Here is a 22,110-nt window from a genome sequence, read left to right as displayed (position 1 = left end):
GGACCCCGGCCCAGGTCAGGGGCGGGGGCGGAGGGCGCGGCGGAGCAGCGCCAGGCGGCTGGTCAGGCTGGCCAGGCCACCCGGGAAGAAGTACACGGCCAGGATGAAGATCGTGCCGAGCACGAAGAGCGGCTGGGAGAGCGGCCGGCTGAGCACCGCGGGCAGCGCGTCCACGGCCTCCGAGGCGCCGAAGGCGGTGAGCCGGTGGTCCAGGTACATGTAGAGGACGCCGCCGAGCACCGGCCCCCAGCGGGTGCCGGGCCCGCCGAGCACCACCATGACCAGCAGCGACAGGGTCAGCTCGGAGGAGGTGATGTGCGGCGAGGCGCCACCCACGATCAGGCAGTAGACGACTCCCCCGGCCGCCGCGAGCCCGCCCGCGAGCGTGAACGCCACGAGCTTGTAGCGGTACGGGTCGAGACCGAGCACGCCGATCCGGCGCTCGTCGTCACGCAGCCCGGCCAGCACCCGCCCGGTCGGTGAGCCGCTCACCCGGTGCACCACGAGGACGACCACGGCCAGGTACGCCAGCGCCAGCCAGTAGAGGTTCACCGTGTTCGTCACGCCGACCAGCGCGTCGGGGAGCCCGGACACGTCCAGCGGCAACCCCTCCTCGCCGCCGGTGAGCCCGCCGAAGTCGCGGGCCACCAGGATCGCCCCGACCTGTGCGAACGCGAGCGTCACCATGGCGAACGCGATGCCGACCGTACGCAGCGCCACCGCACCGAGCAGCGCGGCGAGGATCGTCCCGCCGGTGACGGTGAGCAGCGCCGCCTGCCAGAGCGGCAACCCGGCCTTGGTGACCAGGATGTCGGTGCCGTAGACCCCGGCCGCGAAGTAGAGGGCGTGGCCGAAGGAGAGCATCCCCGTGCGGCCGAAGAGCAGGTCGTACCCGGCCGCCAGCCCGCCGAAGATCAGACAGATGGCGAGCAGTTGCAGGGTGCCGGGCGAGTTCAGCGGCCCCTCGAAGATCCCGGGCAGCCGCACCGTCGAGTACGGCAGGATCGCCGCGACCACCAGCGCGACCAGGGGGAGGTACGGGCGCACCCCCTGCCACCGGCCGGGCTGCGAAGTGAGCTCGGCGGGCACCGCCGCGGGCGGCGCGGGTACCTCGGGGCTCTTCACCTCGGTCATGCCGTTGCCACCTTTCCGGCGATTCCCTGCGGGCGGAGCAGCAGCACCACGGCGAGGAGACCGACCACGCAGATGTCGCCCAGGCCGGAGGTGCCGTAGTAGTTGACGAACTGTTGCAGCAGTCCGACCGCGACCGCCGCGTACGCGGAGCCGAGCACCGAGCCCATCCCGCCGATCACCACCACGATGAACGCGAAGATCAGCAGCGAGCTGCCCTGCCCGGGCGAGACGGTGCCGAAGTAGACGCCACCCAACGCCCCGGCGAGCGCCGCGGCGGCCCCACCGATCGCGAAGACCAGGGTGAACGCCTTGCGCACGTCGATGCCCAGCGCGGTGACCATCTCCCGGTTCTCCACCCCGGCCCGGATCACCAGGCCGTAACGGGTCCACTGGAGGAAGGCGAGCAGGGCGCCGAGCACCAGCACCGCCGCGATGATCAGCAGCAGGCCACCGTTGGGCACCTGCGCGCCGAGGACCCCGGTCACGCCCCGCGTCCACTCCGGACGGGGGAACGGCCGGGCGTCGGCGCCCCAGGTGGCCTGGAGCAGCGCCACCCCGGCCAGCGAGAGGCCGACGGTGACCAGCACCTGCTCGATGGTGCGGGAGTAGAGCGGGCGGATCAGCACCAGCTCGACGAGCACGGCCACCAGCGTGCCGGCGGCGACACCGAACGCGACCGCGAGCACGAAGCCGAACCCGTCCGACCCGGCGCCCGGCAGGTTCCCGGCCGCCCACCAGGTGGCGTACGCGCCGACGCCGAGGAAGAGCCCGTGCGCGAAGTTGAGCACGTCGGCCAGGCCGAAGACCAGGGAGAGCCCGGACGCGACGAGGAAGTACAGCGCCGCCAGGCCGAGCCCGGTCAGCGTCAGCAGGATCACGGTGCCCATCAGTTCGCGTCCTTCCCGGCCGTCGTGGCCCGGTGCGGCTCGCCGGTGCCCACGCCCAGCAGCGACTTGGTGAGCGCCGTCTCCAGCAGCAGCTCCCGCGCGTCACCGGTCCAGGCCACCTGGCCGGCGGCGAGCACCACCGCGTCCTTCGCGAGGCGCCGGACCACGGCGAGGTTCTGCTCGACCAGCAGCACCGGCACGGACTCGGCCACCCGTTCCAGCACCTCGGTCACCTCGGTCACCACCTTCGGCGCCAACCCCTTGGTCGGCTCGTCGACCAGCAGCAGCCGGTTGTCGTTGAGCAGCACCCGACCGATCGCGAGCATCTGCTGCTGCCCGCCGGAGAGCGACCCGGCGCGTTGCCGCGCCCGTCGCTCCAGCTCGGGGAAGAGCGCGAAGACCTTGTCGTACGCCGGGGTCGAGCCCCGCCGTTCCGCGAGCCGCAGGTTCTCCGCCACGGTGAGGCCGGCGAAGACGCACCGGTCCTCCGGCACGTAGCCGAGCCCACCGCGGACCAGCCGGTAGGTGGGGCGGGCGAGCAGGCTCTGCGCGCCCATCCGGAGCGTGCCGCGCACCTCGCCGTTGCGCGGGGTCAGCCCGACGATCGCGCGCAGGGTGGTGGTCTTGCCGACGCCGTTGCGCCCGAGCAGCACCGTCACACCGGTGGGGGCGACAGTGAACGAGACCCCCTGGAGGATGTGCAGCCCGGCGATCCGGACCGACAGGTCCTCCACGCTCAGAACGGGTTCCATCAGAGTGACTCCCCCAGGTAGGCCTCCTGGACGGTCGGGTTCGCCATCACCGTCTCCGGGGTGTCGCAGGCGAGCAGCGCCCCGTGGTGCATCACGGCGATCCGGTCCGCCAGTTCGAGGATCACGTCCATGTGGTGCTCCACCATGAGCACCGAGCGGCCGCTGTCCCCGGTCAGCGAACGGATCACCGAGACCAGCTCCGGCACGTCCTCGGCGCTCACCCCGGCCATCGGCTCGTCGAGCAGCATCACCCGGGGCTCCCCGGCGAGCAGCAGGGCGATCTCCAGCTTGCGCTTCTCCCCGTGGGCGAGGGTGCCGGCCAGCGCCGTACCCCGGTGGGAGAGGCCGACCCGGTCGAGCGCCGCGTCGGCGGCGGCGGCCACCTCCCGGTCGGCCGCCGCCCGCCGCCACAACTTCATCGAGCCCCCGCGGTGCGCCTGTACGGCGAGCCGGACGTTCTCCCGCACGCTGAGCGAGCCGAAGACCGACGACGCCTGGAAGGTACGGCCGAGCCCGAGCCGGGCCCGGCGGTGCGGCGGAAGGGCGGTGATGTCCTCCCCGTCGAGGAGAACCCGACCCTCCGTGACGCGGCGCAGGCCGGTGATCAGGTTGAACAGTGAGGTCTTGCCGGCGCCGTTCGGCCCGATCACGCCGAGGAACTCCCCGGGCGCGAGGTCGAGGTAAACGGCGTCGACGATGGCGACCTCACCGATCCGCCAGGTCAGACCGCGGGTGGCGAGCATCCGTCAGCCCTTCATCGCCACGGCCGGCGGCGCGCTCTCGTCACCGGTGAGGCTCTTCTGCGCGGTGGCCGTGAACGCGCCGCCGCTGCCGGTCAGCTTGGCCTGGTACATGGGCTGGAGCAGGGCGTGGTCCTCGGCACGGATGGTCATCTTGCCCTTGACCCCGTCGAAGCTCCACCCCTCCAGCGCCGTGATCATCTTGTCGACGTCGTCGCCGCCCTCCTGCGCGGCCCGTACGACCATCTGGGCGGCGGCGAAGCCGTCCGGGTGGAACAGGTCGACGGTGCCGACCTTGGCCTTCAGCGCCTTGGCGGCCTCGGTGTCGCTGGCCCCGTCGAAGTAGTGGGACAGGAACGAGATCTTGTTGCCGGCCGCGCCGAAGGTGGGCCACGAGGCGCGGATGTCCAGGCCGGTGACGACCGTGGTGGACGACAGGACGCCCTGCTGGTCGAGGGTCTGCCACATGGCCGGGGCGGTGGTGCCGGCCCAGGCGACGAAGAGCAGGTCCGGCTTGGCGGCCTTGATCTGGCTGGCGAACGGGGTGAACTCGGTCGCGCTGGCCGGCGCGCGGACGCCGCTGACCGTCGCGCCGGCGCCGCCGATGACGGCCTTCACGGCCGCCTCGTTGGCGTCACCGAACGCCCCGTCCTGGGCGAAGACCACGACCTTCTTGCCCGCGGGGTCGCCGATGAACGACTTGGCGGTCACCACGTCCTGGTAGGACTGCCGGCCGGAGCGGAAGGTGTACTTGTTCGCGCCGGTCACCGCGTCCGTCGCGGCGGGGCCGGAGATGAAGAGCACCTTGTTCTGGGCCGCGATCGGGGCGACCTGGAGCGCCACGCCGGAGGCGGTGGAGCCGGCAATGATCTTCGTGCCCTTGCCGATCAGGTCCTTGGCCGCGGAGACCGCCTTGGCCGGGTCACCCGCGTCGTCGACCTCGGTGATCTCGATCGTCCGGTCGCCGACCTTGTTGGTGCCCTTGGTGGCGTAGTCCAGACCGGCCTTGAACCCCTCGATGTACTGCTTCCCGTAGCTGGCCAGGGCACCCGACTGGGAGTACACCAGGCCAACCTTGACCGGTGCGGCGCTGTCGCCGCCGCCGGAGGCGGTGTCCTGCGGGCTGCCACAGGCCGTGGCGGCCAGGGCCGCGGCCATCATCGTGGCGGCGGAGAGGAACACCCGCCGCGTCGTCCGGACCGTCATTGCGACTCCACGTGAGGACTCGGAGGGAGGAAACTCGTTGTCGGCTCACGCTAGAAGTGACGTCACCCACGGGCTATGTGGTCGAAACACACAAGTAACAGGGGTGGGATGGCCGGCCCTTACAACCGCCCGCCCATACCCGCCCCGCCGCCACCCCGCGATGGCTGCGGTCACCGGGTCGCCGGGTCCCCATGTGTCGGCCCCGGCCATCGACCGCCGCGCCGCCCGCCGGACGCTTTACGTGATCGACACACATCAGCACCCGGGGCGGGCCGTGGGCCTCTGGGGCCGGGTCGCCGGCAGCCCCAACAGGCGCGGCCCACAGGCGCGACCGACAGGCGCGGCCCACAGGCATAGGACGAGGCGCTCCAGTGTTCCCGTCGCTGTCGACCTGCCCCAGATCTGGGGCAGGCGGTCCGAGGCACCAATCGCGGCGAGCCGCGACGGGACGTCGGGTGGCCTTCGTGAAGCACTCGACAACATCCCGGTTGCAGTGGCCTCCCGAACCCCGGATGCCACTACCTCCCTGGAGTCGCCCACGACCACGGCCCCGGGGATGGGGGTGGGGGGCTGGGGGAAGGGCGCTGGCCCGTCACCCCGGTTCGGGGGTGACGGGCCAGCGGCTCGCGCCGGCCCGGGTGATGGCCGGCGCGGGGTGGGAGGGGTGTCAGGCGAGGCCGGCGCGGGCGGCGACGGCGGTGTCGGGCTGGTCGGTGAAGACACCGTCCAGACCGAGGCGGAAGAAGAGCTCGTACTCGCTGGTGATGTCGCCGCGAGCGTTCGGGTCGGTGCCGATCCGGAAGTCCACCGGCAGGAACTGGTTCTCCACGCGGAACGTCCAGGCGTGCACGACCAGCCCTTCGCGGTGCGCGTCGCGCACCACGGTGGTCGGGGCGAGCAGCTTGCCGGCCGCGTCCCGCGGCACGATGAGGTTCTTGTGCGCCCCGATGCCGTCGGCGTACCGGGCGATCCACTTCAGGCCCGCGGCGGTCGCCAGGTCCTGGTAGGTGCGGGTGTCGCCGGCGACGGTGAAGTCGTACGGGCGGCCGGTGGCGTCGAGCAGTTGGGCGAGCCGGACGTCGATCATCCGGTCGAGCTTGCGCAGGTTGGCCGTCTCGAAGGACTGGACGATGACCGGGGAGTTCTTCCGGGTGAGGTCGTTCTGCCGGAGGACCTTGACCAGCGGCTCCTCGAGCGGCAGACCGATGGAGGCGAAGTAGCTCGGGTGCTTGGTCTCCGGGTAGATGCCGATGGTGCGGCCCCGCGCCCGTCCCTCGGTACGGGCGAGGTCGATGACCTCCTGGAGGGTCGGCACCTCGAACCTCCCGTCGAACGCGGTGTTGGTGACCCGCACCTGCGGCAGCCGCTCCTTGGCGCGCAGCGTCTTCAGCTCCGCCAGGGTGAAGTCCTCGGTGAACCAGCCGGTGACCGCCACCCCGTCGATGGTCTTCGTCGTCCTCCGGTCGGCGAACTCCGCGTGGGCCGCCACGTCGGTGGTGCCCGAGATCTCGTTCTCGTGCCGGGCGACGAGCACGCCGTCCCTGGTGGAGACCAGGTCCGGCTCCACGAAGTCTGCGCCCATCCGGATCGCCAGGCGGTACGCCTCCAGGGTGTGCTCCGGCCGGTAGCCGCTGGCGCCCCGGTGCCCGATCACGAGCGGCCGGTCGCCGGCGCGGGACGACGCCCGGTCGGTCGCGCCGGACGACGCCCGGTCGGCGGCCGGTTCGGCCGAGGCGGCCACGGTCGGGACGGCGACGGCTGCGGCGAGCAGCGCGCCGGCCACGCCGAGGGCGGAAAGGGTGCGTCGCAACGCGGTCTCCTGTCGTCGGGGGAACCGCCTCAGGAGAACGCCTTCGATTGACCGGCAGTTGGTCGCCGACTGGCCGTCAGGTGAATCTCCGGATTATGGGTTCGGCCGCACCGGCACGGCCGGAAAAGGAAGATTGTCTGGTGCGCCGGTTCTTCCGTCACCCCGTGCGGCTGGTGCCGTTCGGCTTCCTGGCGCCGATCCTGCTCGGTACCGGCCTGCTGATGCTGCCGTGGGCCACCGACCAGCACCGGATCACCCCGTTCGTGACCGCGTTGTTCACCGCGACCTCCGCGGTCTCCGTGACCGGCATGGCGGTCGTCGACACGCCGGGCTACTGGAACACCTTCGGCCTCGTGATGATCACCGTGCTGACCCAGATCGGCGGGATCGGGATCGTCACCGGAGCCACCCTGGTCATCCTGCTGGTGGCGCGGCAGCTCGGACTGCGCAACCGGCTGCTGGTGCAGGCGGAGACCCAGGAGTTCGGCTTCGGCGACGTACGCCGGCTGCTGCTGCGTGTCGCCGCCACCGCGCTGGTCTGCGAAGCGGTGATCACGACGATCCTCACCGTCCGCTTCGCGACCGCCTACGACTACCCGCCGGGCCGAGCACTGTGGCACGGCGTCTTCCACGCCGTGCAGGGCTTCAACAACGGCGGGTTCGCCCTCTACCCGGACAACCTGGCCGGCTTCGTCGGCGACGGGTGGATCACCCTGCCCCTCGCCCTCGGCGCGATCATCGGCGGTCTCGGCTTCCCGGCGCTCTTCGAGGCGGTGCGGGAGTGGCGACAGCCGTCCCGCTGGGCCGTGGCCACCAAGCTGACCGTCTGGGGCAGCGGGGTGCTGCTCCTCGTCGGCTTCCTCGGCCTGCTCCTCGCCGAGTGGGGCAACCCGCACACGATGGGCGCCTTCGGGTGGCCCGAGAAGCTGCTCGCCGCGTTCACCCAGAACGCGTTCATCCGTACGGGTGGCTTCAACGTCATTCCCACCGACGCGCTGGACGAGGAGAGCTACCCGTTGATGATCACCTTGATGTTCATCGGCGGCGGCAGCGCCAGCACGGCCGGCGGCATCAAGGTGGCGACGTTCTTCCTGCTCGCGTTCATCATCCGGGCCGAGCTGCGGGGCGAGCCGGACGTCACGATCGGCCGGCGGCGGGTGGCGAACGCCAGCCAGCGACAGGCGGTCACGCTGACGCTCATCAGCGTCGTGCTGGTGGTCACCGGCACGGTGACGCTGATCCTGATGACCGAGGGCACGCGGGCGCTCCAGACGCTGTTCGAGGTGACCTCGGCGTTCACCACCACCGGGCTCTCCGTGGGGCTCGCGCCCACGTTGCCCGAGAGCGGCCAGCTCGCCCTCATCGCCCTGATGTACATCGGCCGGGTCGGCCCGCTCACCCTCGGATCGGCGATCGCCCTCAACACCCGGCGGCGCCTCTACCGCTACCCGGAGGAGCAACCCATTGTCGGCTAGGCAGAGCGATCCGGGCGGCGTCGCGGTCGTCGGGCTGGGACGGTTCGGCGGCCAGTTGGCGGCGTCGCTGAGCCGGCTCGGCCACGAGGTCCTGGCCATCGACCGCAACGCCGACGTCGTCCAACGCTGGTCGGACGAGCTGGACCGGGTGGTGCAGGCCGATGCCAGTGACGAGGACGCGCTGCGCCAGGTCGGCATAACAGAGTTCGGGCGCGTCGTCGTCGCGATCGGCGCGTCCGTCGAGGCGAGCGTGCTCAGCGTGCTGGCGATGGTGGAGCTGGGCGTGTCGCAGGTCTGGGCCCGGGCCACCTCCCGGAAGCACGAGAAGATCCTCGCGGCGGTCGGCGCGCACCACGTGATCTTCCCCGAGGCGGAGACCGGTGAGCGGGTCGCACATCTGATCGTCACCCGGATGCTCGACTTCATCGAGTTCGGCGACGACTTCGCCATCGCGAAGGTGCGCGTGCCGGGCTCCCTCGCCGGCCGGTCGCTCGCCGAGATCCGGCCGATCAACCGCTACGGAGTGCGGATACTCGGCGCCAAGCTGCCGGGCGAGCCGTTCCGGTACGCCTCGGACTCCACCGTGCTGCGCCCGGAGGGCGTGCTGGTGGTGGAGGGCAGCATCGAACGGGTGCAGAGCTTCGCCGACCTGGGCTGAGCCCGTACGCCGGATCACCGCTTCCCGTGGCCGCCACCTGCAACGTGGCCCTTACCTACCTTCCTTTTCCCGGGCCACCACCCGGCCCCTTCCCCTTGCCGGGCTTGTCCGGCTTCGCCTTGGCGCCTCCACCGGAGCTGGCGGCCCCACCGGAGCTGCCGCCGGGCCGCGACGCGGTGGCCGCCTTCGTCGGCGTCTTCGTCGTCGGCGCCGTGACCGTGGCCGGTGTCGGCGCCTTGCCGGCCACACCGGACACCCGCACCCCGCACGTCTCCCCCGCGACGGTGAACGTGACCGGCAGCGGATTACCGCCGGTGTAGCGACCGGTCAGGCTGACCTTCTCGGCGGCCCCCGGCGCCAGCGCCGCCCGACCGGCCGGCGGCCGGACCACCACCGTCCGCCCCTGCTGGCTGGCCGACGCGGGGGTCGCCCGGGTCACCGTCTGCTGCCCGGGGAAGGTGAAGCTCATGGCCCAGTCGCGCAGCTCCCGTTCCCCCGTGTTGGTCAGGGTCAGCTCGGCGGCGAAGTCCTTGCCGGAGTCGCTGTTCAGCGCGTACGCGACCTGGCAGGCGGGCGGCTTCTCCAGCCCCATCCGCGCCTCGGTCGGCTGCTCCACCCCGCCGTTCGCCGGGCTGCGCCCGGTCACCCCCCAGAGGGTCGCCGTGACCGCCACCAGACCCGCCGCGGCGACTCCCGCCTCCACGCGCCGGCGTCGGGCGACCGCCCGGCGGTGCCTCGTGCGGGACGACGGCAGCGCGTCCGTGGCCGCCGACCAGGGCAGGATCGTGGTGCCGGCGTTCGCCATGGTCGCCGGGCCGAACGGGCCGGCGGCCGGCGAGACGGGCACCGCGGTGAGCACACCGGCCGCGTCGGCCAGCGTCCGGGCCAGCTCGTCCGTGGACGGGCGCTCCTCGGGGCGCTTCGCGAGGCAGCGGTGCACGAGGTCCGCCACCCCGTCGGGGAGGCCCGGGACCGGTGGCATCGGCTCCGGCTCGTTGTACATGTGCGCCCGCAGCATCTCGGTGGTGGTGCTGGCCTGCCAGGGCAGCCGTCCGGTCAGCATCCGGTAGAGCAGCAGACCCACCGCGTACACGTCGGTGGCGGGCGAGACCTGGCCGTTGTCCAGCCGCTCGGGGGCGAGGTACGCGGGGGTGCCGAGCAGCGTGCCGTCCGCGCCCTTCTCGCTCTCCCCGACCAGCGCGGAGATGCCGAAGTCGACGACCTTCACCCCGGTCGGGGTCAGCATCACATTGCCCGGCGTGACGTCCCGGTGCACGACCCCACGGGCGTGCGCGGTGGCCAGCGCCGAGGTGATCTCGGCGGCGATGGTGAGCGCCTCCCGCCAGGGCAGACGCCCCGCACGGGCCAGCCGAGCGCTGAGCGACCCGCCGTCGATCAGCTCCATCACCACGTACGGCACCGTGACGCCGCGGTGCTGGGCCTCGCCGTAGTCGTACACGTTGGTGATGTGGGGGTGGCAGAGCCGGGCGGCGGCCTGCGCCTCGATGCGGATCCGGTGCCGGAAGGCCCGGTCGCTGGCCAGTCGGGACGCGAGCACCTTCACGGCGACCTGACGCCCGAGCACCTCGTCGTAGCCGCGCCACACCACGGACATGCCACCCGCACCGAGCTGCTCGATCAGCCGGTACCGCTCACCGAGCGACCGCGCGCCGAACCGATCCCCTCCACCCATGGTCGGGGTTGTTGCCCGGAGCCGCCCCGCCTACACCTGACAGGTCGAAATCGGTCACGAAGTCACCCGTTCAGGCGGTCGCCAGGAGCTGGTCCACCGGCGCGTAGTCGTCGGTCAGCACCAGCGCCTCCCCCACGAACTCGCTCAGCTCCGCGTCGGAGATCAGGCTCGCGTGCACGTCCACGTCGACCAGCCGGTCGCGGATCGCGTCGAGCGGCAGCGGCGCGTCGGAGGCGACGATGAGGAAGTTCGAGCCCTGCTCCCCGATGATCGCCTCCGGCGGCGCGATCAGCGCCACGTGCCGGAACTCCGCGGCCACCGTCGTCAGTTCGCTGCGGATGAAGCGCAGCGGCGGGTAGTCGATGACGTTCTGCACGTAGATCCCGTTCGGCCGGGTGACCCGTCGGATCTCGGCGGCCATCTCCCGGGTCGCCAGATGCCACGGCACGACCAGGTGCCCGAACGCGTCACCGACCACCAGGTCGCGGCTCTCCGTCGCCTCGGCGGCCACCAGCAGCCGCGCGTCACCGGCCACGGCCCGCAGGTCGGGCCCCTGCCGCACGCCGAGTTCACGCTCGCCGAGTTCGATGAGCCCGCCGTCGATCTCGAAGACCAGGTTGTCGCTCCCCGGACGGGTGGCCGTCAGGTAGCGCGGGACGGTGAAGCCGCCGCCACCGAGGTGCAGCGCGTCCAACCGCTGCCCGGCCGGCGCGGCCACGTCGGCGACCGCGCCGATCCACTTCGTGTACGCGTACTCCAGGTGGCGCGGGTCGGCGAGGTCCACGTAGGAGTGCTGCGCCGAGTTGAGCAGCAGTGTCCGCCCGCTCGACCGGGACGGGTCGATCTCCACCTTCGCGCAGTGGTACGCCGTCTCGATGTCGCACGGGTTGGGGGTGACGGTGCTCAGGCCGGCACCGACCAGCCCCAGCACGGCCAGCACGGCCCGGGTGCGGGCCGGGCCGGGCAGCTCGGTCGCCCCCCGCCGGTGCAGGTACCAGCCGACGGCGAGGCCGGCCACCCCGAGCGCCACCGCCAGCGCGAGCAGGATCACCGTGCTGGGCAGCGCGGCGACCAGCACGAAGCCGGTGAGCAGCGTGGCGGTGATGCCGCCGAGCGTGCCGATGCTGGAGAGGCGGCCGACCACCTGGCCGGTGCGGCGCAGGTCGGCGAGCTGGAGCTTGACCACCAGCGGCGTGACCGCCGAGAGCAGCAGCGCCGGGACGAAGACGGCCAGCGCGACGAGGAGCAGGATGCCGCTGGCCGCGTCGCCGCGCAGCACCTCGCCGGCCCACCGGACGACGGGCAGGGTCACCGCGGTGGCGATGCCGGCGAGCACCAGGGCGGGCGCCAGGAACGGACGCGGGTCACGCCGGTCGGCCAGCCGGCCGCCGGCCCACGCGCCGTACGCGATCGCGGCCAGCGCGATGCCGATCACCGAGCTGGTGACCTGGAGGGTCACCCCGACGTACGGGCCGACCAGTCGCAGCGCGACCGTCTCCAGCACCAGGACGGCGCCGCTGGAGAAGAACACGAGGAACGCGGCGAGCCCGTTGGGCAGGGCCCGGCCGGGGACGGGGAGGGCGGGTGCGGGCGGGGCCGCGACCTCGGACGGTGGGGAGCTCATCGTCGCGATGGTACGCAGCCGCGCCGCTCCCCCGCGTCAGTACATCGAGAGATGAACATGATTTGTGTGGCTCGCGGCCGGGCTGCCGCTGCCGCTGTAGGCGCGCCAGCCGGTGCCCGGATGCCAGATCTGCCGGTACCAGATGACGTAGAGGACGCCCAGCCGCTCGGCGTTGCGCACGTGCCAGGCGGCCAGGCTGTCGCCGTACGACTTGTCGCCCCCGGTCGCGTTCTCGTCCTTGAAGCCGCCCGCCGCGGCGGAGAAGTCGCAGGCGCGGCCCTTGGGATGCTCACCGTCGCCGCCGCTGCGGTAGCAGGAGACGTAACGCGTGTAGCCGGCCGCCTTGGTCTGCTGGAGGGCGTTGAGGGTGCGCGGGGTGATGCAGCCGGACGTGGTCGGGTCGTTCACCGAGCAGGACTCCGACGGCCACGAGCCGTCCGAGTTGCGCGGGGCCGGCTTCGCCGAGGTGGACCGGGCACCGCTGAACCCGCCGCTGCTGCCCGAGCTGACCTCGGCCAGCGCCGCCTCCGCCTCCTTCTTCTTCTTGGCCATCACGGCTTCCTGCTTCTGCTGCTCCCGCACCTCGGCGTCGATGGCCAGCTTGGCCTGCGTCGCCTGCTCGCGCGCCTCGGTCAGCTCACGCAGGCGTTTGCCGTCACGCTGCGCCATCAGGTCGAGGTTGGCCGCCCGCTCCAGGAAGGCATCGGGCGAGGCGCTGTTGAGCAGCATCGAGGTGGGGGTGAGCCGGCCCACCCGGTAGGAGCGGGCCGCCACCTCGCCGACCTGGGCCGTGAGGTCGTTGACCCGCACCTGGAGCGCACCCAGCTGCGTGGCCAGTTGCTTCTGCCGCCGCTTGGAGTTGTCCAGCTTCTGCTTGGCCTCGATGTGCGCCCGGGCGGTGGCCGTGAGCGCGTCGCGCAGCTTCTTGGTGCCGCCCTCGTTCGGCTCGGCGTACGCCGGCACCGGGCCGACACCGAGCAGCAGCGCGACGGCGGCGAGCAGGGCGACGAGCCGGCCGCGGGCGCGACGCCGGCTGGGCATGGTCCTGAGCACGACAGCGTCCTTCCGTCGACCGCCGGCCCCCCGGTGTCCTGCGCGGCGGCAGCCCCGCCGGCCCCGGCCCGGTGGCCGGCTGGCGGTGACCGCCGGTCACGATACCGGACCCACCGGCCCGGTCCAGTCCCGCGAAGGCCGGGGGCGCGGATCGTCGACGCGGCGTGTCGGCGCGGTCGCCGTACGCGTGGATCAGTCGCCGAGGAGCGTGCCCCGGACCTCCGCCCAGATCTCTTCGTTCGCCGCCACGAGCAGGCCGTGCCCCTCGTCGGCCGGGTGGTAGTCGGTGCCGTCGAAGCGGCGGGCGACGCCGCCCGCGGCACGGACCAGCAGCGACCCCGGGGCGTGGTCCCACGGCAGGGTGCGCCAGAAGAGGGCGAACTGCTGCCGGCCGACGAGGATGTCCAGGTACTCCCGGCCGGCGCAGTGCTGCCCCGGCAGCAGCTCACCGATCCGGTGCCCGCCGCCGCGCACCCGGTCCCGCGCGGCCGGCGGCAGGAACCGGGTCATCGCGACCCCGCGCAGCGCCTCGATCGGCGGCGCCTCCCCGGCTGTCCGCACGAACCGCCCGTCGACGTACGTCCCCTCGCCGGCCCGGCACACGGCGAGCGTGTCGTCCAGCGGGTCCAGCACCCACGCGGCGGCCGGTCGGCCGTCGGTCAGCAACGCCACCATGAGCGCGAACGGCCGGCGGCCGGCGGCGAAGTTGGCGGTGCCGTCGACCGGGTCGACGAGCCAGACGTCCCCGTCGCCGCGCAGGTGGCGCAGCAGCTGCGGATCCTCGGCCACGGCCTCCTCGCCGACCACGACCGAGTCGGGGCGCAGCCGGCGCAGCCCCGCCGAGATGAACTCCTCGGCCCGGCGGTCGGCGACGGTCACGATGTCGCCGGGCGCCTTCTCGGCGACGTCCGCGTCGTCGAGCTTGCGGAACAGGGGGACCACGATCTGGTCGGCCGCCTCCCGCAGCAGCCCACCGACGTCGTCGAGCAGTGTGTCAGCCACGCGGCGGCAGCTTGACCACGCTGACGAAGAACTCGTCGATCTGGCGGACCACGGAGATGAACCGCTCGAAGTCCACCGGCTTGGTCACGTAGGCGTTGGCGTGCAGCTGGTAGCTGCGCAGGATGTCCTCGTCGGCCTGCGAGGTGGTGAGCACCACCACCGGGATGCGGCAGAGCTCCTCGTCCCTCTTTATCTCCGCGAGCACCTCGCGGCCGTCCCGGCGGGGCAGGTTGAGGTCGAGCAGGATCAGGTCCGGGGTCACCGCCTCGGCGTACTGGCCCTCGCGGCGCAGGTAGGCCAGGGCCTCGGCGCCGTCGGAGACGACGGTCAGCCGGTTGCGCAGCTTGTGCTCCTCGAACGCCTCCTGGGTCATCAGCACGTCACCCGGGTCGTCCTCCACGAGCAGGACCTCGATCGGGCTCTTGCCGTCCGCCGGCGCGGTCATCCCACTGTCTCCCTCATGCCACCCGTCCTGCCGCCTTCCGGCGCTCGCTCCGAATCCTGGTCACCGTCCGGCTGCTCCGGCAGCCCGCGCGGCTCGTCGCCGGCCGGCTCATCCGCCACCGTGTCGGCCTCCCGCGCCGCCGTCTCGCCCGCGTCCCCGGTCGCGGCCGCCACGTCCTCGGGCAGCGCGGGCAGCGTGAACCGGATCGCCGTCCCCTCGGGGACGTCGGTGTCCACCCAGACCCGGCCACCGTGGTACTCCACGATCTTCTTCACGATGGCCAAGCCGATACCGGTGCCCGGGTAGGCGTCCTTCGAGTGCAGCCGCTGGAAGATGACGAAGATCTTGTCGGCGAACTCCGGCTCGATGCCGATGCCGTTGTCGCGGCAGGTGATCTCCCACTCGTCGCCGACCAGGCGGGCGGACACGTGGATCTTCGACGGCACGTCCGGCCGCCGGAACTTGACCGAGTTGCTCACCAGGTTGGCCAGCAGGTTGGTCAGGAGCGGCTCCTCGCCGCGGATCACCGGCAGCTCCGACCAGGTCAGCTCGGCGTCCGCGTACTGCCGGGCCGCCTCGGTCTGACCGGCGACGTCGCCCATGACCTTGTTGAGGTCGACCTCGGTGAAACCGGAGGTGAGCCGGCCGATCCGGGAGAACGCGAGCAGGTCGTTGATCAGGCGCTGCATCCGCTGCGCCCCGTCCACCGCGAACGCGATGTACTGGTCGGCCCGCTCGTCCAGCTGGCCCGCGTAGCGGCGCTGGAGCAGCTGGCAGAAGCTCGCCACCTTGCGCAGGGGCTCCTGGAGGTCGTGCGAGGCGACGTACGCGAACTGCTCCAGGTCGCGGTTGGAGCGGGTCAGCTCCTCGGCCTGCTTCTGGAGCTGGCTGTTGACCCACTCGATCCGCTCCCGGGCCTCCCGCACCTCGGCCAGGTCCGCCGCGATCCGGCGCCGCATGGCATCCACGTCGTCGGCGAGCTGCACGAACTCGGGCGGGCCCGAGCCGGGGATCGCGTGCTGGAAGTCACCCTCGGCGACCTCCCGCACGTGGTGGGCGAGGTCGGTGAGCGGTCGCACCACCGTCCGCTCCAGCGTGAGCAGCAGCAGGGCGCCGGTGAGCACCACCACCAGGGTGGCGACGATCAGCAGGACGACCAGCAGGTTGCCGGACCTGCTCACCTCCCGCGCGTTGGCCTCGCGGGCGTCCAGGATCTCGGCCTGGAGGTCGTCCACCGCCGCCCGGACATCGTCGAACTGCTGGCGGGCCGCCTCGGTGATGAGGGCCTGACCCGCCTGGGTGCCCTCCTGCTGAGTGGTCGTGATGACCGGGATGGCCACCGCCTGCCGCCACTGCTCGGCCCGGGACTCGGCCCGGCTCAGCTCCTCACGGATCTGCGGGTAGTCGCCCAGCAACCTCCGCATGGCGGCGACGGTGTCCCGCTCCTTCTTCAGGCCCGTGTCGTACGGGGCCAGGTCGGCCTGGTCGCCGCTGACCGCGTAACCACGGATCGCCGTCTCCTGGTCCAGGAGCGCGTTGAGCAGCTCCTGCCCCTGCACCCGCAGCGGGCCGGTCTCGTTCAGCAGCGCGTCGACCTGGTTACGGTTCCGCTCGGCGAGGACGGCCTCGGCCGCGGCCAGCCCCACCAGGAGCACCCCGACCACCGCGAGCAACGCGACGACCCGCTGGCGCAGGCTCCAACCGCGCACGTCGAGCCTCACCGGCCATCACCGGCCGAGACCAGCAGCATCGCCACGTCGTCGGCGAGCGGGCCGCCGTTGATCTGCTCCGCGCGGCCGACGAGCCACGGCGGCAACTCGGGCAGGGGGACCTCGCGGCTGGCCGGCTCGTCCAGCAGCGCGCTGAGGCCGGGCACGTCGAGCCGATCGTCGCTGTCGCCCACGCGCCCCTCGATCAGGCCGTCGGTGTACATCAACAGGGACCAGTCCTCGGTGTCGAACTCCAGGTCGTAGGCGACCGGCCGGCGCGGCCGGACGCCGAGCAGCAGACCGCCGGGTGCGGGCACCGGCGTCACCTTCCCATGGGCGAGCAGCAACGGCGGCGGGTGCCCGGCCAACCGCACGGTGGCCCGGTTGGCGTCCAGGTCGAGCCGGGCCGTCGCCACGGTCGCGAAGATCTCCTGGAGCCGGCGCTCGCTCATCAGCACCTGCTCCAGCGCGGGCAGCACCTCGTCGTCGGGCACGCCGGCGAGCACGAGGGCGCGCCAGGCGACCCGCAGCTCGACGCCGAGCGCCGCCTCGTCGACGCCGTGCCCGCAGACGTCACCGACGATCAGGTCGAGCCGGTCGGGTCGGGTCTGCACCACGTCGTAGAAGTCGCCGCCGATCAGCGCGGCGTGCCGGCCCGGCCGGTAGAACGTGTGCACCGCGACCTGGTCGGTCGACATCAGGGGCTGCGGCAGCAGACCCCGTTCGAGGCGCGCCGACTCGGCCTGGCGCAGCTCGACCTCGCGCAGCCGGCGGGCGTTCTCGTCGGCGCGCTTGCGCTCGACCGCGTAGCGCAGCGCCCGGGTCAGCAGGACACCGTCGACCTGCCCCTTGACCAGGTAGTCCTGGGCGCCCTCGGCGACCGCCACGATGCCCAGGTGCTCGTCCGTGCGCCCGGTCAGGACGCAGACCGCGGCGCCGCTGGCCATCTCGAGCACCTGACGCAGGCCGTCCAGCCCCTGCGCGTCGGGAAGACCGAGGTCCAGCAGGACGCAGTCGACACCGGTCACCCGCTGGCGGGCCTCGCTGAGGCTGGTCGCCACCAGGAGGTCGATCATCGAGTTGGTCTCGGCCAGCAGCTCGCCGACGAGGAAGGCGTCGCCCTCGTCGTCCTCGACCAGCAGCACCCGCAGCCGCTCGCCCGGCGGCACGTGGGGGTGGTACCCGAGGTCACCGGGCGCCCGTGGCACGACGGAGGGGCTGGCCAAGCCGGCCCCCCGGTACGGCCGGGTCACCGCGGCGAGACGCGGGAGTTCGCTGGTGATGTCGGGCTCCTTCCGAGTGCCCTGCTGATCCTGTATTAGACAACGGTCGCACACAACACGACGGACCCGGTGCGGTCGGGCATGGGCCGAATCACTACCCGCTAAGGGGCAAAAGGGATTGCCGTGCGTCCGCGTCCCGGACTCCCACCCGCCCACCCACCGGCACCGTCCCGGAGCCGGCCTTCCTCGGCACTCACCGCTCCCGCCCATCATCCGTCCCGCCGGTCGCGTCTCCTCCACCCGGCCGGCGCGGCCGCATGCCCGGGCGTCCCGCTCCGGGCCGACGCGGGGCAGGATGGTGCCACCCGTCGCACCCAGGCCCCACCCCCGAGGAGTTCCCGTGGGCGCACCCACCACCCCGGCCGCGGACCGCGTACCCGCCCACCCGAGCCCGAGCGTGCCCGGCGCCGACCGGGCACTGGCCCGTCCCCGGCGGCGCGGGGTCGCCGCCGCGGCGGCGCTCGTCGCGCTGGTCGCCGTCGGCGCCGCCGGGCTCGTCGACCTGCGTCCGCCGGCGCCGCGGCCGGCCGACGCGCCGGCCGACGAGTTCAGCGCCGGCCGGGCGTACGAGCACGTCCGGGTGATCGCGGCCCGCCCGCACCCCGCCGGCAGCCCGGCCAACGACGACGTCCGGGCGCACGTCGAGACGGTGCTGCGCGGCCTGGGCCTGGAGACACAGGTGCAGGACACCGTGGCGCCGGAGGCGGGGCAGCTCAGCGGGGCGGCCGGCGGTGCCACCCTGGCCCGGGTCCGCAACGTGGTGGCCCGGCTGCCCGGCACCGACTCCACCGGCCGGGTGTTCCTGGTCGCCCACTACGACTCGGTGCAGACCGGCCCCGGCGGCAACGACGACGCGGCCGGCACCTCCGCCATCCTGGAGGTGGCCCGCGCCCTGGCCACCGGCCCGCGCCCCCGCAACGACATCGTCTTCGTGCTCACCGACGCCGAGGAGGCCTGCCTCTGCGGGGCGTCCGCCTTCGCGTCCAGCCACCCGCTGGCCGCCGACGGCGGGGTGGTGCTCAACCTGGAGGCCCGGGGCTCCACCGGGCCGGTGATCATGTTCGAGACGTCCCGGCGGAACGCGAAGCTGGTGGACGTCTTCGGCCGGGCCGCGCCCCACCCGGTCGGCACCTCGTTCGCCGTGGAGATCTACCGGGCCCTGCCGAACGACACCGACTTCACCGCGTTCCTCGCCGAGAAGTTCGTCGGGCTCAACTCCGCCTACATCGACGGCGGAGCGATCTACCACACCCCCTTGGACACCCCGGCGGCGCTCGACCGGGCGAGTCTCCAGCACCACGGCGACAACGCGCTCGGGATGGCCCGGGAGTTCGGCCGGATCGACCTGACCGACCTGCGGGCGGGTGGGGACGCCACCTACTTCCCGGTGCCCGGCGGGCTGGTCCACTACCCGGGCTGGCTCACGCTCCCCCTCGCGCTGCTCGCGCTGGCCGCCGTCGGCGTGCTCGCGTGGCTGTCCCGGCGGCGCGGCCGCACCAGCGGCGGCCGGTTGGCCGCGGGCTTCGGGCTGGCGCTGGTGCCGATCGTGGTCGCCCCGCTCGCCGCGCAGGCGCTCTGGGCCGTGATCACCGCGGTCCGGCCCGGCTACGCCGAACTGCTCGACCCGTACCGGCCGACCTGGTACCGGCTCGCCGTGCTCGCGCTCGCCGCCGCGGTCGTCCTCGCCTGGTACGCGCTCACCCGCCGATGGGTCGGCCCCGCCGCGCTGGCCGTCGGCGGGCTGGGCTGGCTCGCCCTGCTCGGGGTGCTGCTCGCCGTGGCGGTGCCCGGCGGGGCGTACCTCACCAGCCTGCCGGCCCTGGCCGGCGCGCTCGGCGGGCTGGTCGCGCTGTCCACCCGGATCGACGGCCCGTGGCCGGTGGTCGCGGTGACCGTGGCCGGGGCGGTCGGCGTGCTGATCCTGCTGCCGACCGTGGTGCTGCTCTTCCCCGCGCTCGGCATGGCGATGGGCGGTGTCGCCGCGCTGGTGGCGGCGTTGCTCGGGCTGGCCGTACTGCCGGTCGTGGACCTGCTCCACCCGCAGGCCGGCGGCCAGCGCGGACTGGTCGCGCTGCGGGCCCGGCGGCGGGCCGCGCTGCCCGCGCTGGCCGCCGCCGTCGCGGCGGTGGTGCTCGCCGGGGTGGGGCTCCGCGTCGACCGCTTCGACGCCGCGCACCCCGCGCCCACCCACCTGATGTACGCGCTGGACGCGGGCGCCGGCTCGGCGCGCTGGCTCACCGACGAGACCGACCCGCAGGCCTGGACCGACCGGTACGTCGACGGTCCGACCTCCGTCGAGGACTTCCCCGCGCTCGGCGACCACGAGCTGCGCGGCGGCCCGGCGGAGCCCGCCGACCTGCCCGCGCCGAAGCTGGACGTCCTCGCCGACAGCACGGCCGGCGGGGAGCGCACCCTGCGCCTGCGGCTCACCCCGCAGCGGCCCGTGCGCCTGGCCAGCCTGCACGTCGACACCACCACGGCGACCGTGCTCCGCGCCGAGGTGGCCGGTCGGCCGGTGCCCGTCGAGACGCGGGACGGCCGGTGGGGCTTCGGGGTGATCTTCCACGCCCCACCGGCGGAGGGCATCGAGGTGACGCTCACGGTCGCGCCAAAGAGCCAGCGGGTCGCCCTGCGGGCGATGGACGCCAGCGACGGCCTCGACGGCCTGCCCGGCTTCCGGCCCCGGCCGGCGGACGTCGGCATCGTGGGGTCGCACAGCTCGGAGATGCTCGCCGTGGCCCGCACCTACCCGGTCTGAGCCGATGGGCGACCTATCTGCGGACCACGTTCCCGGCCCGGGTGCGGGCGGCTGGCTCGCCGACACCCGTCGGTCCTATCCCGGCGGGGTCCTGCTGGCGGCGTTCCACGCGGGCGACGAGCCGCGGCTGAACACGCAGGCGACGAGCCGCGGCTGAGGACGGGGGCTACCGCGGCCGATGCGGGTGTACGTCCACCGCCGCCGGCCCTGACGCCCGGTGCGGGCCCTGTTCGTGCCTACTTCCAGCGGAAGTGCACGAAGAGGCGACCGAAGTTCTTGGAGTCCTTCTCCACCCGGTGGTAGAGCTGCTTGACGTCCTTCTGGTCGAGGAAGCGCAGCACCCGCTTCTTGAGCTGCCCGGACCCCTTGCCCGGAATGATCTCCACGAGGGTGGCCTTCTTCGCCACCGCCTCGTCCATGATCCCCCGGAGCGCGCGGTCGATGTCGTGGCCCTTGTTGAAGATGTCGTGGAGATCGAGCTTGAGCTTCACCAGTTCATCGTAGGCGCGCCCACGGGCGCGCCCCGGATACGCCGAAGGGCAGCCACGAGGGCTGCCCTTCGGCGTCTGCTGTCGTCCGGGTTCAGCGACCGCCGCCGACGCGGGTCTCCACCCGCTGCAGGGCGGTGCGGTAGTCGTCGTTGCTGCTGTGCATCGCGGCGGCGATGCGCAGGTGCCGCAGCGCGTCGGCGGGGCGGTTCATCCGCTCCAGCGTCCGGCCCAGCACGTGGTGCGCGTAGTGGTCGCTCGGGTCCCGGTCGACCAGCTCACGCAGCTGCGCCTCGGCCCGGTTGAGCTGGGCGGACTGGAAGTACGCCCGGGCCAGCAGCTGCCGCACCGAGGCGTTGCTCGGCTCGGCCTCGACGATCGGCTCGAGCAGCCGGGCCGCGCCGGTCGGGTCCCCCGCCTCGAAGTACAGCGTCGCGAGCCGGAAATCAGCCAGCAGATCCATCGATTCCACCCCCTCGTGTCGCGCCGTCACTGGGCCGACGGTGGCACAACGCCGCACGGGCGGCCACTGTTCCCGTGGTCACCTCCGCCTCCGGGGCCGGCCCGCTGGCCGCCCCGTGGCCCGCTGTCCGCGCCCCTGGTCACCTCCCGCTCAGGCCGGGCGTGCGGCGGCGAGGTCCCAGGCGCGGACGCCGCCGACGATCCCGGCCGTGTTCGGGACCACCACCACGTCGTCGCCCATCCGGGCCAGCTGCTCCGGACGGATCAGCCGCGAGTTCCCGCCGCCCAGGTAGAGCCGGTCCCAGCGGAAGACCGGGCGGAGGCCCTCGACCACGCCCCGGACCCTCCGCGACCAGAACGCGTCGCCGAGCCGCCGTCGTTCCGGTTCACCGACGTACGTGTCGTAGGTCATCCCCCACCGCACCGGAGCGTGGGACAGCTCCAGGTGCGGGGCGAGCACGCCGCCGTCGAAGAGGGCGCAGCCCAGCCCGGTGCCGAGGGTGAGCACCAGCTCCAGCCCGGTGCCGGCCACCACCCCGGCGCCGTGCACCTCGGCGTCGTTGAGGGCCAGCACGGGCAGCCCGAACGCCTCGGCGAGCGCGGACCGCACGTCCCAGCCCGACCACTCGGCCAGCAGGCCCGGGTCGACCTTCGTCCGCGGCCCGGCCCGGGTCACGTAGTGCGGCGTGGCCACCACCACGCCGTGCCGGAGCATGCCGGGCAGCCCGACCGTCACCCGGTCCGCGGCGGGCAACCGGGCGCCGAGGTCGAGCAGGGTCTTCACGAAGAGCGAGGTCGGCAGCGGGTACGGCGTGGGCACCCGCAGCGGACGCGTCCGCATCGTGCCCGCCGCGTCGAGGACGGAGGCCTTGATGCCGCCGCCGCCGCAGTCGATCGCCAGTGTGGTCACCACGCCGCCGAGTCTGCACCT

At 73.2% G+C, this 22,110-nt stretch carries 20 protein-coding genes; 4 read left to right on the top strand and 16 right to left on the bottom strand.

Annotated elements, in window-relative coordinates:
* Positions 1-15 precede the first annotated feature (15 nt).
* The 6 genes from SM573_RS08725 to SM573_RS08700 all read right to left on the bottom strand — a co-directional run bounded on the left by SM573_RS08725 (position 16) and on the right by SM573_RS08700 (position 6,529).
* On the bottom strand, positions 16-1,134 hold the full coding sequence (locus SM573_RS08725; protein ID WP_474615878.1) for a branched-chain amino acid ABC transporter permease: 1,119 nt from the start codon (positions 1,132-1,134) through the stop codon (positions 16-18).
* A complete protein-coding gene (locus SM573_RS08720; protein ID WP_474611138.1) occupies positions 1,131-2,021 on the bottom strand; it encodes a branched-chain amino acid ABC transporter permease in 891 nt (296 codons plus the stop codon). The genes SM573_RS08725 and SM573_RS08720 overlap by 4 nt, the downstream gene beginning before the upstream one ends.
* Positions 2,021-2,773, bottom strand: coding sequence for an ABC transporter ATP-binding protein (locus tag SM573_RS08715; RefSeq protein WP_474611139.1), 753 nt, complete (start codon positions 2,771-2,773; stop codon positions 2,021-2,023). The genes SM573_RS08720 and SM573_RS08715 overlap by 1 nt, the downstream gene beginning before the upstream one ends.
* Positions 2,773-3,516, bottom strand: a complete 744-nt coding sequence (locus SM573_RS08710) for an ABC transporter ATP-binding protein (protein ID WP_474611140.1) — start codon at positions 3,514-3,516, stop codon at positions 2,773-2,775. Before SM573_RS08710 ends, SM573_RS08715 begins: the two co-directional genes overlap by 1 nt.
* A gap of 3 nt (positions 3,517-3,519) precedes the next feature.
* Entirely contained in the window at positions 3,520-4,719 is a 1,200-nt protein-coding gene (locus SM573_RS08705) for a substrate-binding domain-containing protein (protein ID WP_474611141.1), read from the bottom strand.
* Positions 4,720-5,386: 667 nt separating this feature from the next.
* Complete coding sequence (locus SM573_RS08700) at positions 5,387-6,529, bottom strand: glycerophosphodiester phosphodiesterase (protein ID WP_474611142.1); 1,143 nt, start codon at positions 6,527-6,529, stop codon at positions 5,387-5,389.
* A gap of 140 nt (positions 6,530-6,669) precedes the next feature.
* On the opposite strand from SM573_RS08700, the gene SM573_RS08695 reads away from it, so the two are divergent.
* On the top strand, positions 6,670-8,004 hold the full coding sequence (locus SM573_RS08695) for a TrkH family potassium uptake protein (protein WP_474615877.1): 1,335 nt from the start codon (positions 6,670-6,672) through the stop codon (positions 8,002-8,004).
* The gene (locus SM573_RS08690; RefSeq protein ID WP_474611144.1) at positions 7,994-8,662 is read left to right on the top strand and encodes a potassium channel family protein; all 669 of its coding nucleotides are present in this window, start codon (positions 7,994-7,996) and stop codon (positions 8,660-8,662) included. The genes SM573_RS08695 and SM573_RS08690 overlap by 11 nt, the downstream gene beginning before the upstream one ends.
* 55 nt (positions 8,663-8,717) lie before the next feature.
* On the opposite strand, the gene SM573_RS08685 is transcribed toward SM573_RS08690, so the two are convergent.
* The 7 genes from SM573_RS08685 to SM573_RS08655 form a co-directional block, all read right to left on the bottom strand.
* A complete protein-coding gene (locus SM573_RS08685; RefSeq protein ID WP_474611145.1) occupies positions 8,718-10,355 on the bottom strand; it encodes a protein kinase domain-containing protein in 1,638 nt (545 codons plus the stop codon).
* Positions 10,356-10,425: 70 nt separating this feature from the next.
* Entirely contained in the window at positions 10,426-11,979 is a 1,554-nt protein-coding gene (locus SM573_RS08680) for a fused MFS/spermidine synthase (protein ID WP_474611146.1), read from the bottom strand.
* A 36-nt stretch (positions 11,980-12,015) separates the two neighbouring features.
* Positions 12,016-13,020, bottom strand: a complete 1,005-nt coding sequence (locus SM573_RS08675; RefSeq protein WP_474616052.1) for a coiled-coil domain-containing protein — start codon at positions 13,018-13,020, stop codon at positions 12,016-12,018.
* Between the two features lie 204 nt (positions 13,021-13,224).
* Positions 13,225-14,034: an inositol monophosphatase family protein gene (locus SM573_RS08670; protein WP_474615876.1), complete on the bottom strand. Its 810-nt coding sequence runs from the start codon at positions 14,032-14,034 to the stop codon at positions 13,225-13,227.
* Positions 14,027-14,479: a response regulator gene (locus SM573_RS08665; RefSeq protein WP_474611148.1), complete on the bottom strand. Its 453-nt coding sequence runs from the start codon at positions 14,477-14,479 to the stop codon at positions 14,027-14,029. The genes SM573_RS08670 and SM573_RS08665 overlap by 8 nt, the downstream gene beginning before the upstream one ends.
* Positions 14,476-16,200, bottom strand: a complete 1,725-nt coding sequence (locus tag SM573_RS08660; protein WP_474611149.1) for a sensor histidine kinase — start codon at positions 16,198-16,200, stop codon at positions 14,476-14,478. Before SM573_RS08660 ends, SM573_RS08665 begins: the two co-directional genes overlap by 4 nt.
* Complete coding sequence (locus SM573_RS08655; RefSeq protein WP_474616051.1) at positions 16,197-17,396, bottom strand: PP2C family protein-serine/threonine phosphatase; 1,200 nt, start codon at positions 17,394-17,396, stop codon at positions 16,197-16,199. Before SM573_RS08655 ends, SM573_RS08660 begins: the two co-directional genes overlap by 4 nt.
* A gap of 415 nt (positions 17,397-17,811) precedes the next feature.
* On the opposite strand from SM573_RS08655, the gene SM573_RS08650 reads away from it, so the two are divergent.
* Positions 17,812-20,229: a M28 family peptidase gene (locus tag SM573_RS08650; RefSeq protein WP_474615875.1), complete on the top strand. Its 2,418-nt coding sequence runs from the start codon at positions 17,812-17,814 to the stop codon at positions 20,227-20,229.
* Between the two features lie 4 nt (positions 20,230-20,233).
* Positions 20,234-20,386 (top strand): hypothetical protein, encoded by a 153-nt coding sequence (locus SM573_RS08645; protein WP_474615874.1) that lies wholly within the window; start codon positions 20,234-20,236, stop codon positions 20,384-20,386.
* A 79-nt stretch (positions 20,387-20,465) separates the two neighbouring features.
* Here SM573_RS08645 and SM573_RS08640 read toward each other — a convergent pair whose 3' ends face one another.
* The 3 genes from SM573_RS08640 to SM573_RS08630 all read right to left on the bottom strand — a co-directional run bounded on the left by SM573_RS08640 (position 20,466) and on the right by SM573_RS08630 (position 22,092).
* Positions 20,466-20,720 (bottom strand): Smr/MutS family protein, encoded by a 255-nt coding sequence (locus tag SM573_RS08640; protein ID WP_013736060.1) that lies wholly within the window; start codon positions 20,718-20,720, stop codon positions 20,466-20,468.
* Positions 20,721-20,811: 91 nt separating this feature from the next.
* Positions 20,812-21,180 (bottom strand): tetratricopeptide repeat protein, encoded by a 369-nt coding sequence (locus SM573_RS08635; protein ID WP_474615873.1) that lies wholly within the window; start codon positions 21,178-21,180, stop codon positions 20,812-20,814.
* A 150-nt stretch (positions 21,181-21,330) separates the two neighbouring features.
* The gene (locus tag SM573_RS08630) at positions 21,331-22,092 is read right to left on the bottom strand and encodes an ROK family protein (RefSeq protein WP_474615872.1); all 762 of its coding nucleotides are present in this window, start codon (positions 22,090-22,092) and stop codon (positions 21,331-21,333) included.
* Positions 22,093-22,110 lie beyond the last annotated feature (18 nt).

It is taken from the genome of Micromonospora xinjiangensis (assembly GCF_056150165.1).
The sequence above is the reverse complement of the archived record's forward strand: the minus strand, read 5'-3'. Positions and strand labels throughout refer to the sequence as shown.

Coding starts and splice junctions, on each gene's coding strand:
- SM573_RS08725 (WP_474615878.1), bottom strand. CDS start 1,134: ATGACCGAGGTGAAGAGCCCCGAGGTACCCGCGCCGCCCGCGGCGGTG.
- SM573_RS08720 (WP_474611138.1), bottom strand. CDS start 2,021: ATGGGCACCGTGATCCTGCTGACGCTGACCGGGCTCGGCCTGGCGGCG.
- SM573_RS08715 (WP_474611139.1), bottom strand. CDS start 2,773: ATGGAACCCGTTCTGAGCGTGGAGGACCTGTCGGTCCGGATCGCCGGG.
- SM573_RS08710 (WP_474611140.1), bottom strand. CDS start 3,516: ATGCTCGCCACCCGCGGTCTGACCTGGCGGATCGGTGAGGTCGCCATC.
- SM573_RS08705 (WP_474611141.1), bottom strand. CDS start 4,719: ATGACGGTCCGGACGACGCGGCGGGTGTTCCTCTCCGCCGCCACGATG.
- SM573_RS08685 (WP_474611145.1), bottom strand. CDS start 10,355: ATGGGTGGAGGGGATCGGTTCGGCGCGCGGTCGCTCGGTGAGCGGTAC.
- SM573_RS08680 (WP_474611146.1), bottom strand. CDS start 11,979: ATGAGCTCCCCACCGTCCGAGGTCGCGGCCCCGCCCGCACCCGCCCTC.
- SM573_RS08675 (WP_474616052.1), bottom strand. CDS start 13,020: ATGCCCAGCCGGCGTCGCGCCCGCGGCCGGCTCGTCGCCCTGCTCGCC.
- SM573_RS08665 (WP_474611148.1), bottom strand. CDS start 14,479: ATGACCGCGCCGGCGGACGGCAAGAGCCCGATCGAGGTCCTGCTCGTG.
- SM573_RS08645 (WP_474615874.1), top strand. CDS start 20,234: ATGGGCGACCTATCTGCGGACCACGTTCCCGGCCCGGGTGCGGGCGGC.
- SM573_RS08635 (WP_474615873.1), bottom strand. CDS start 21,180: ATGGATCTGCTGGCTGATTTCCGGCTCGCGACGCTGTACTTCGAGGCG.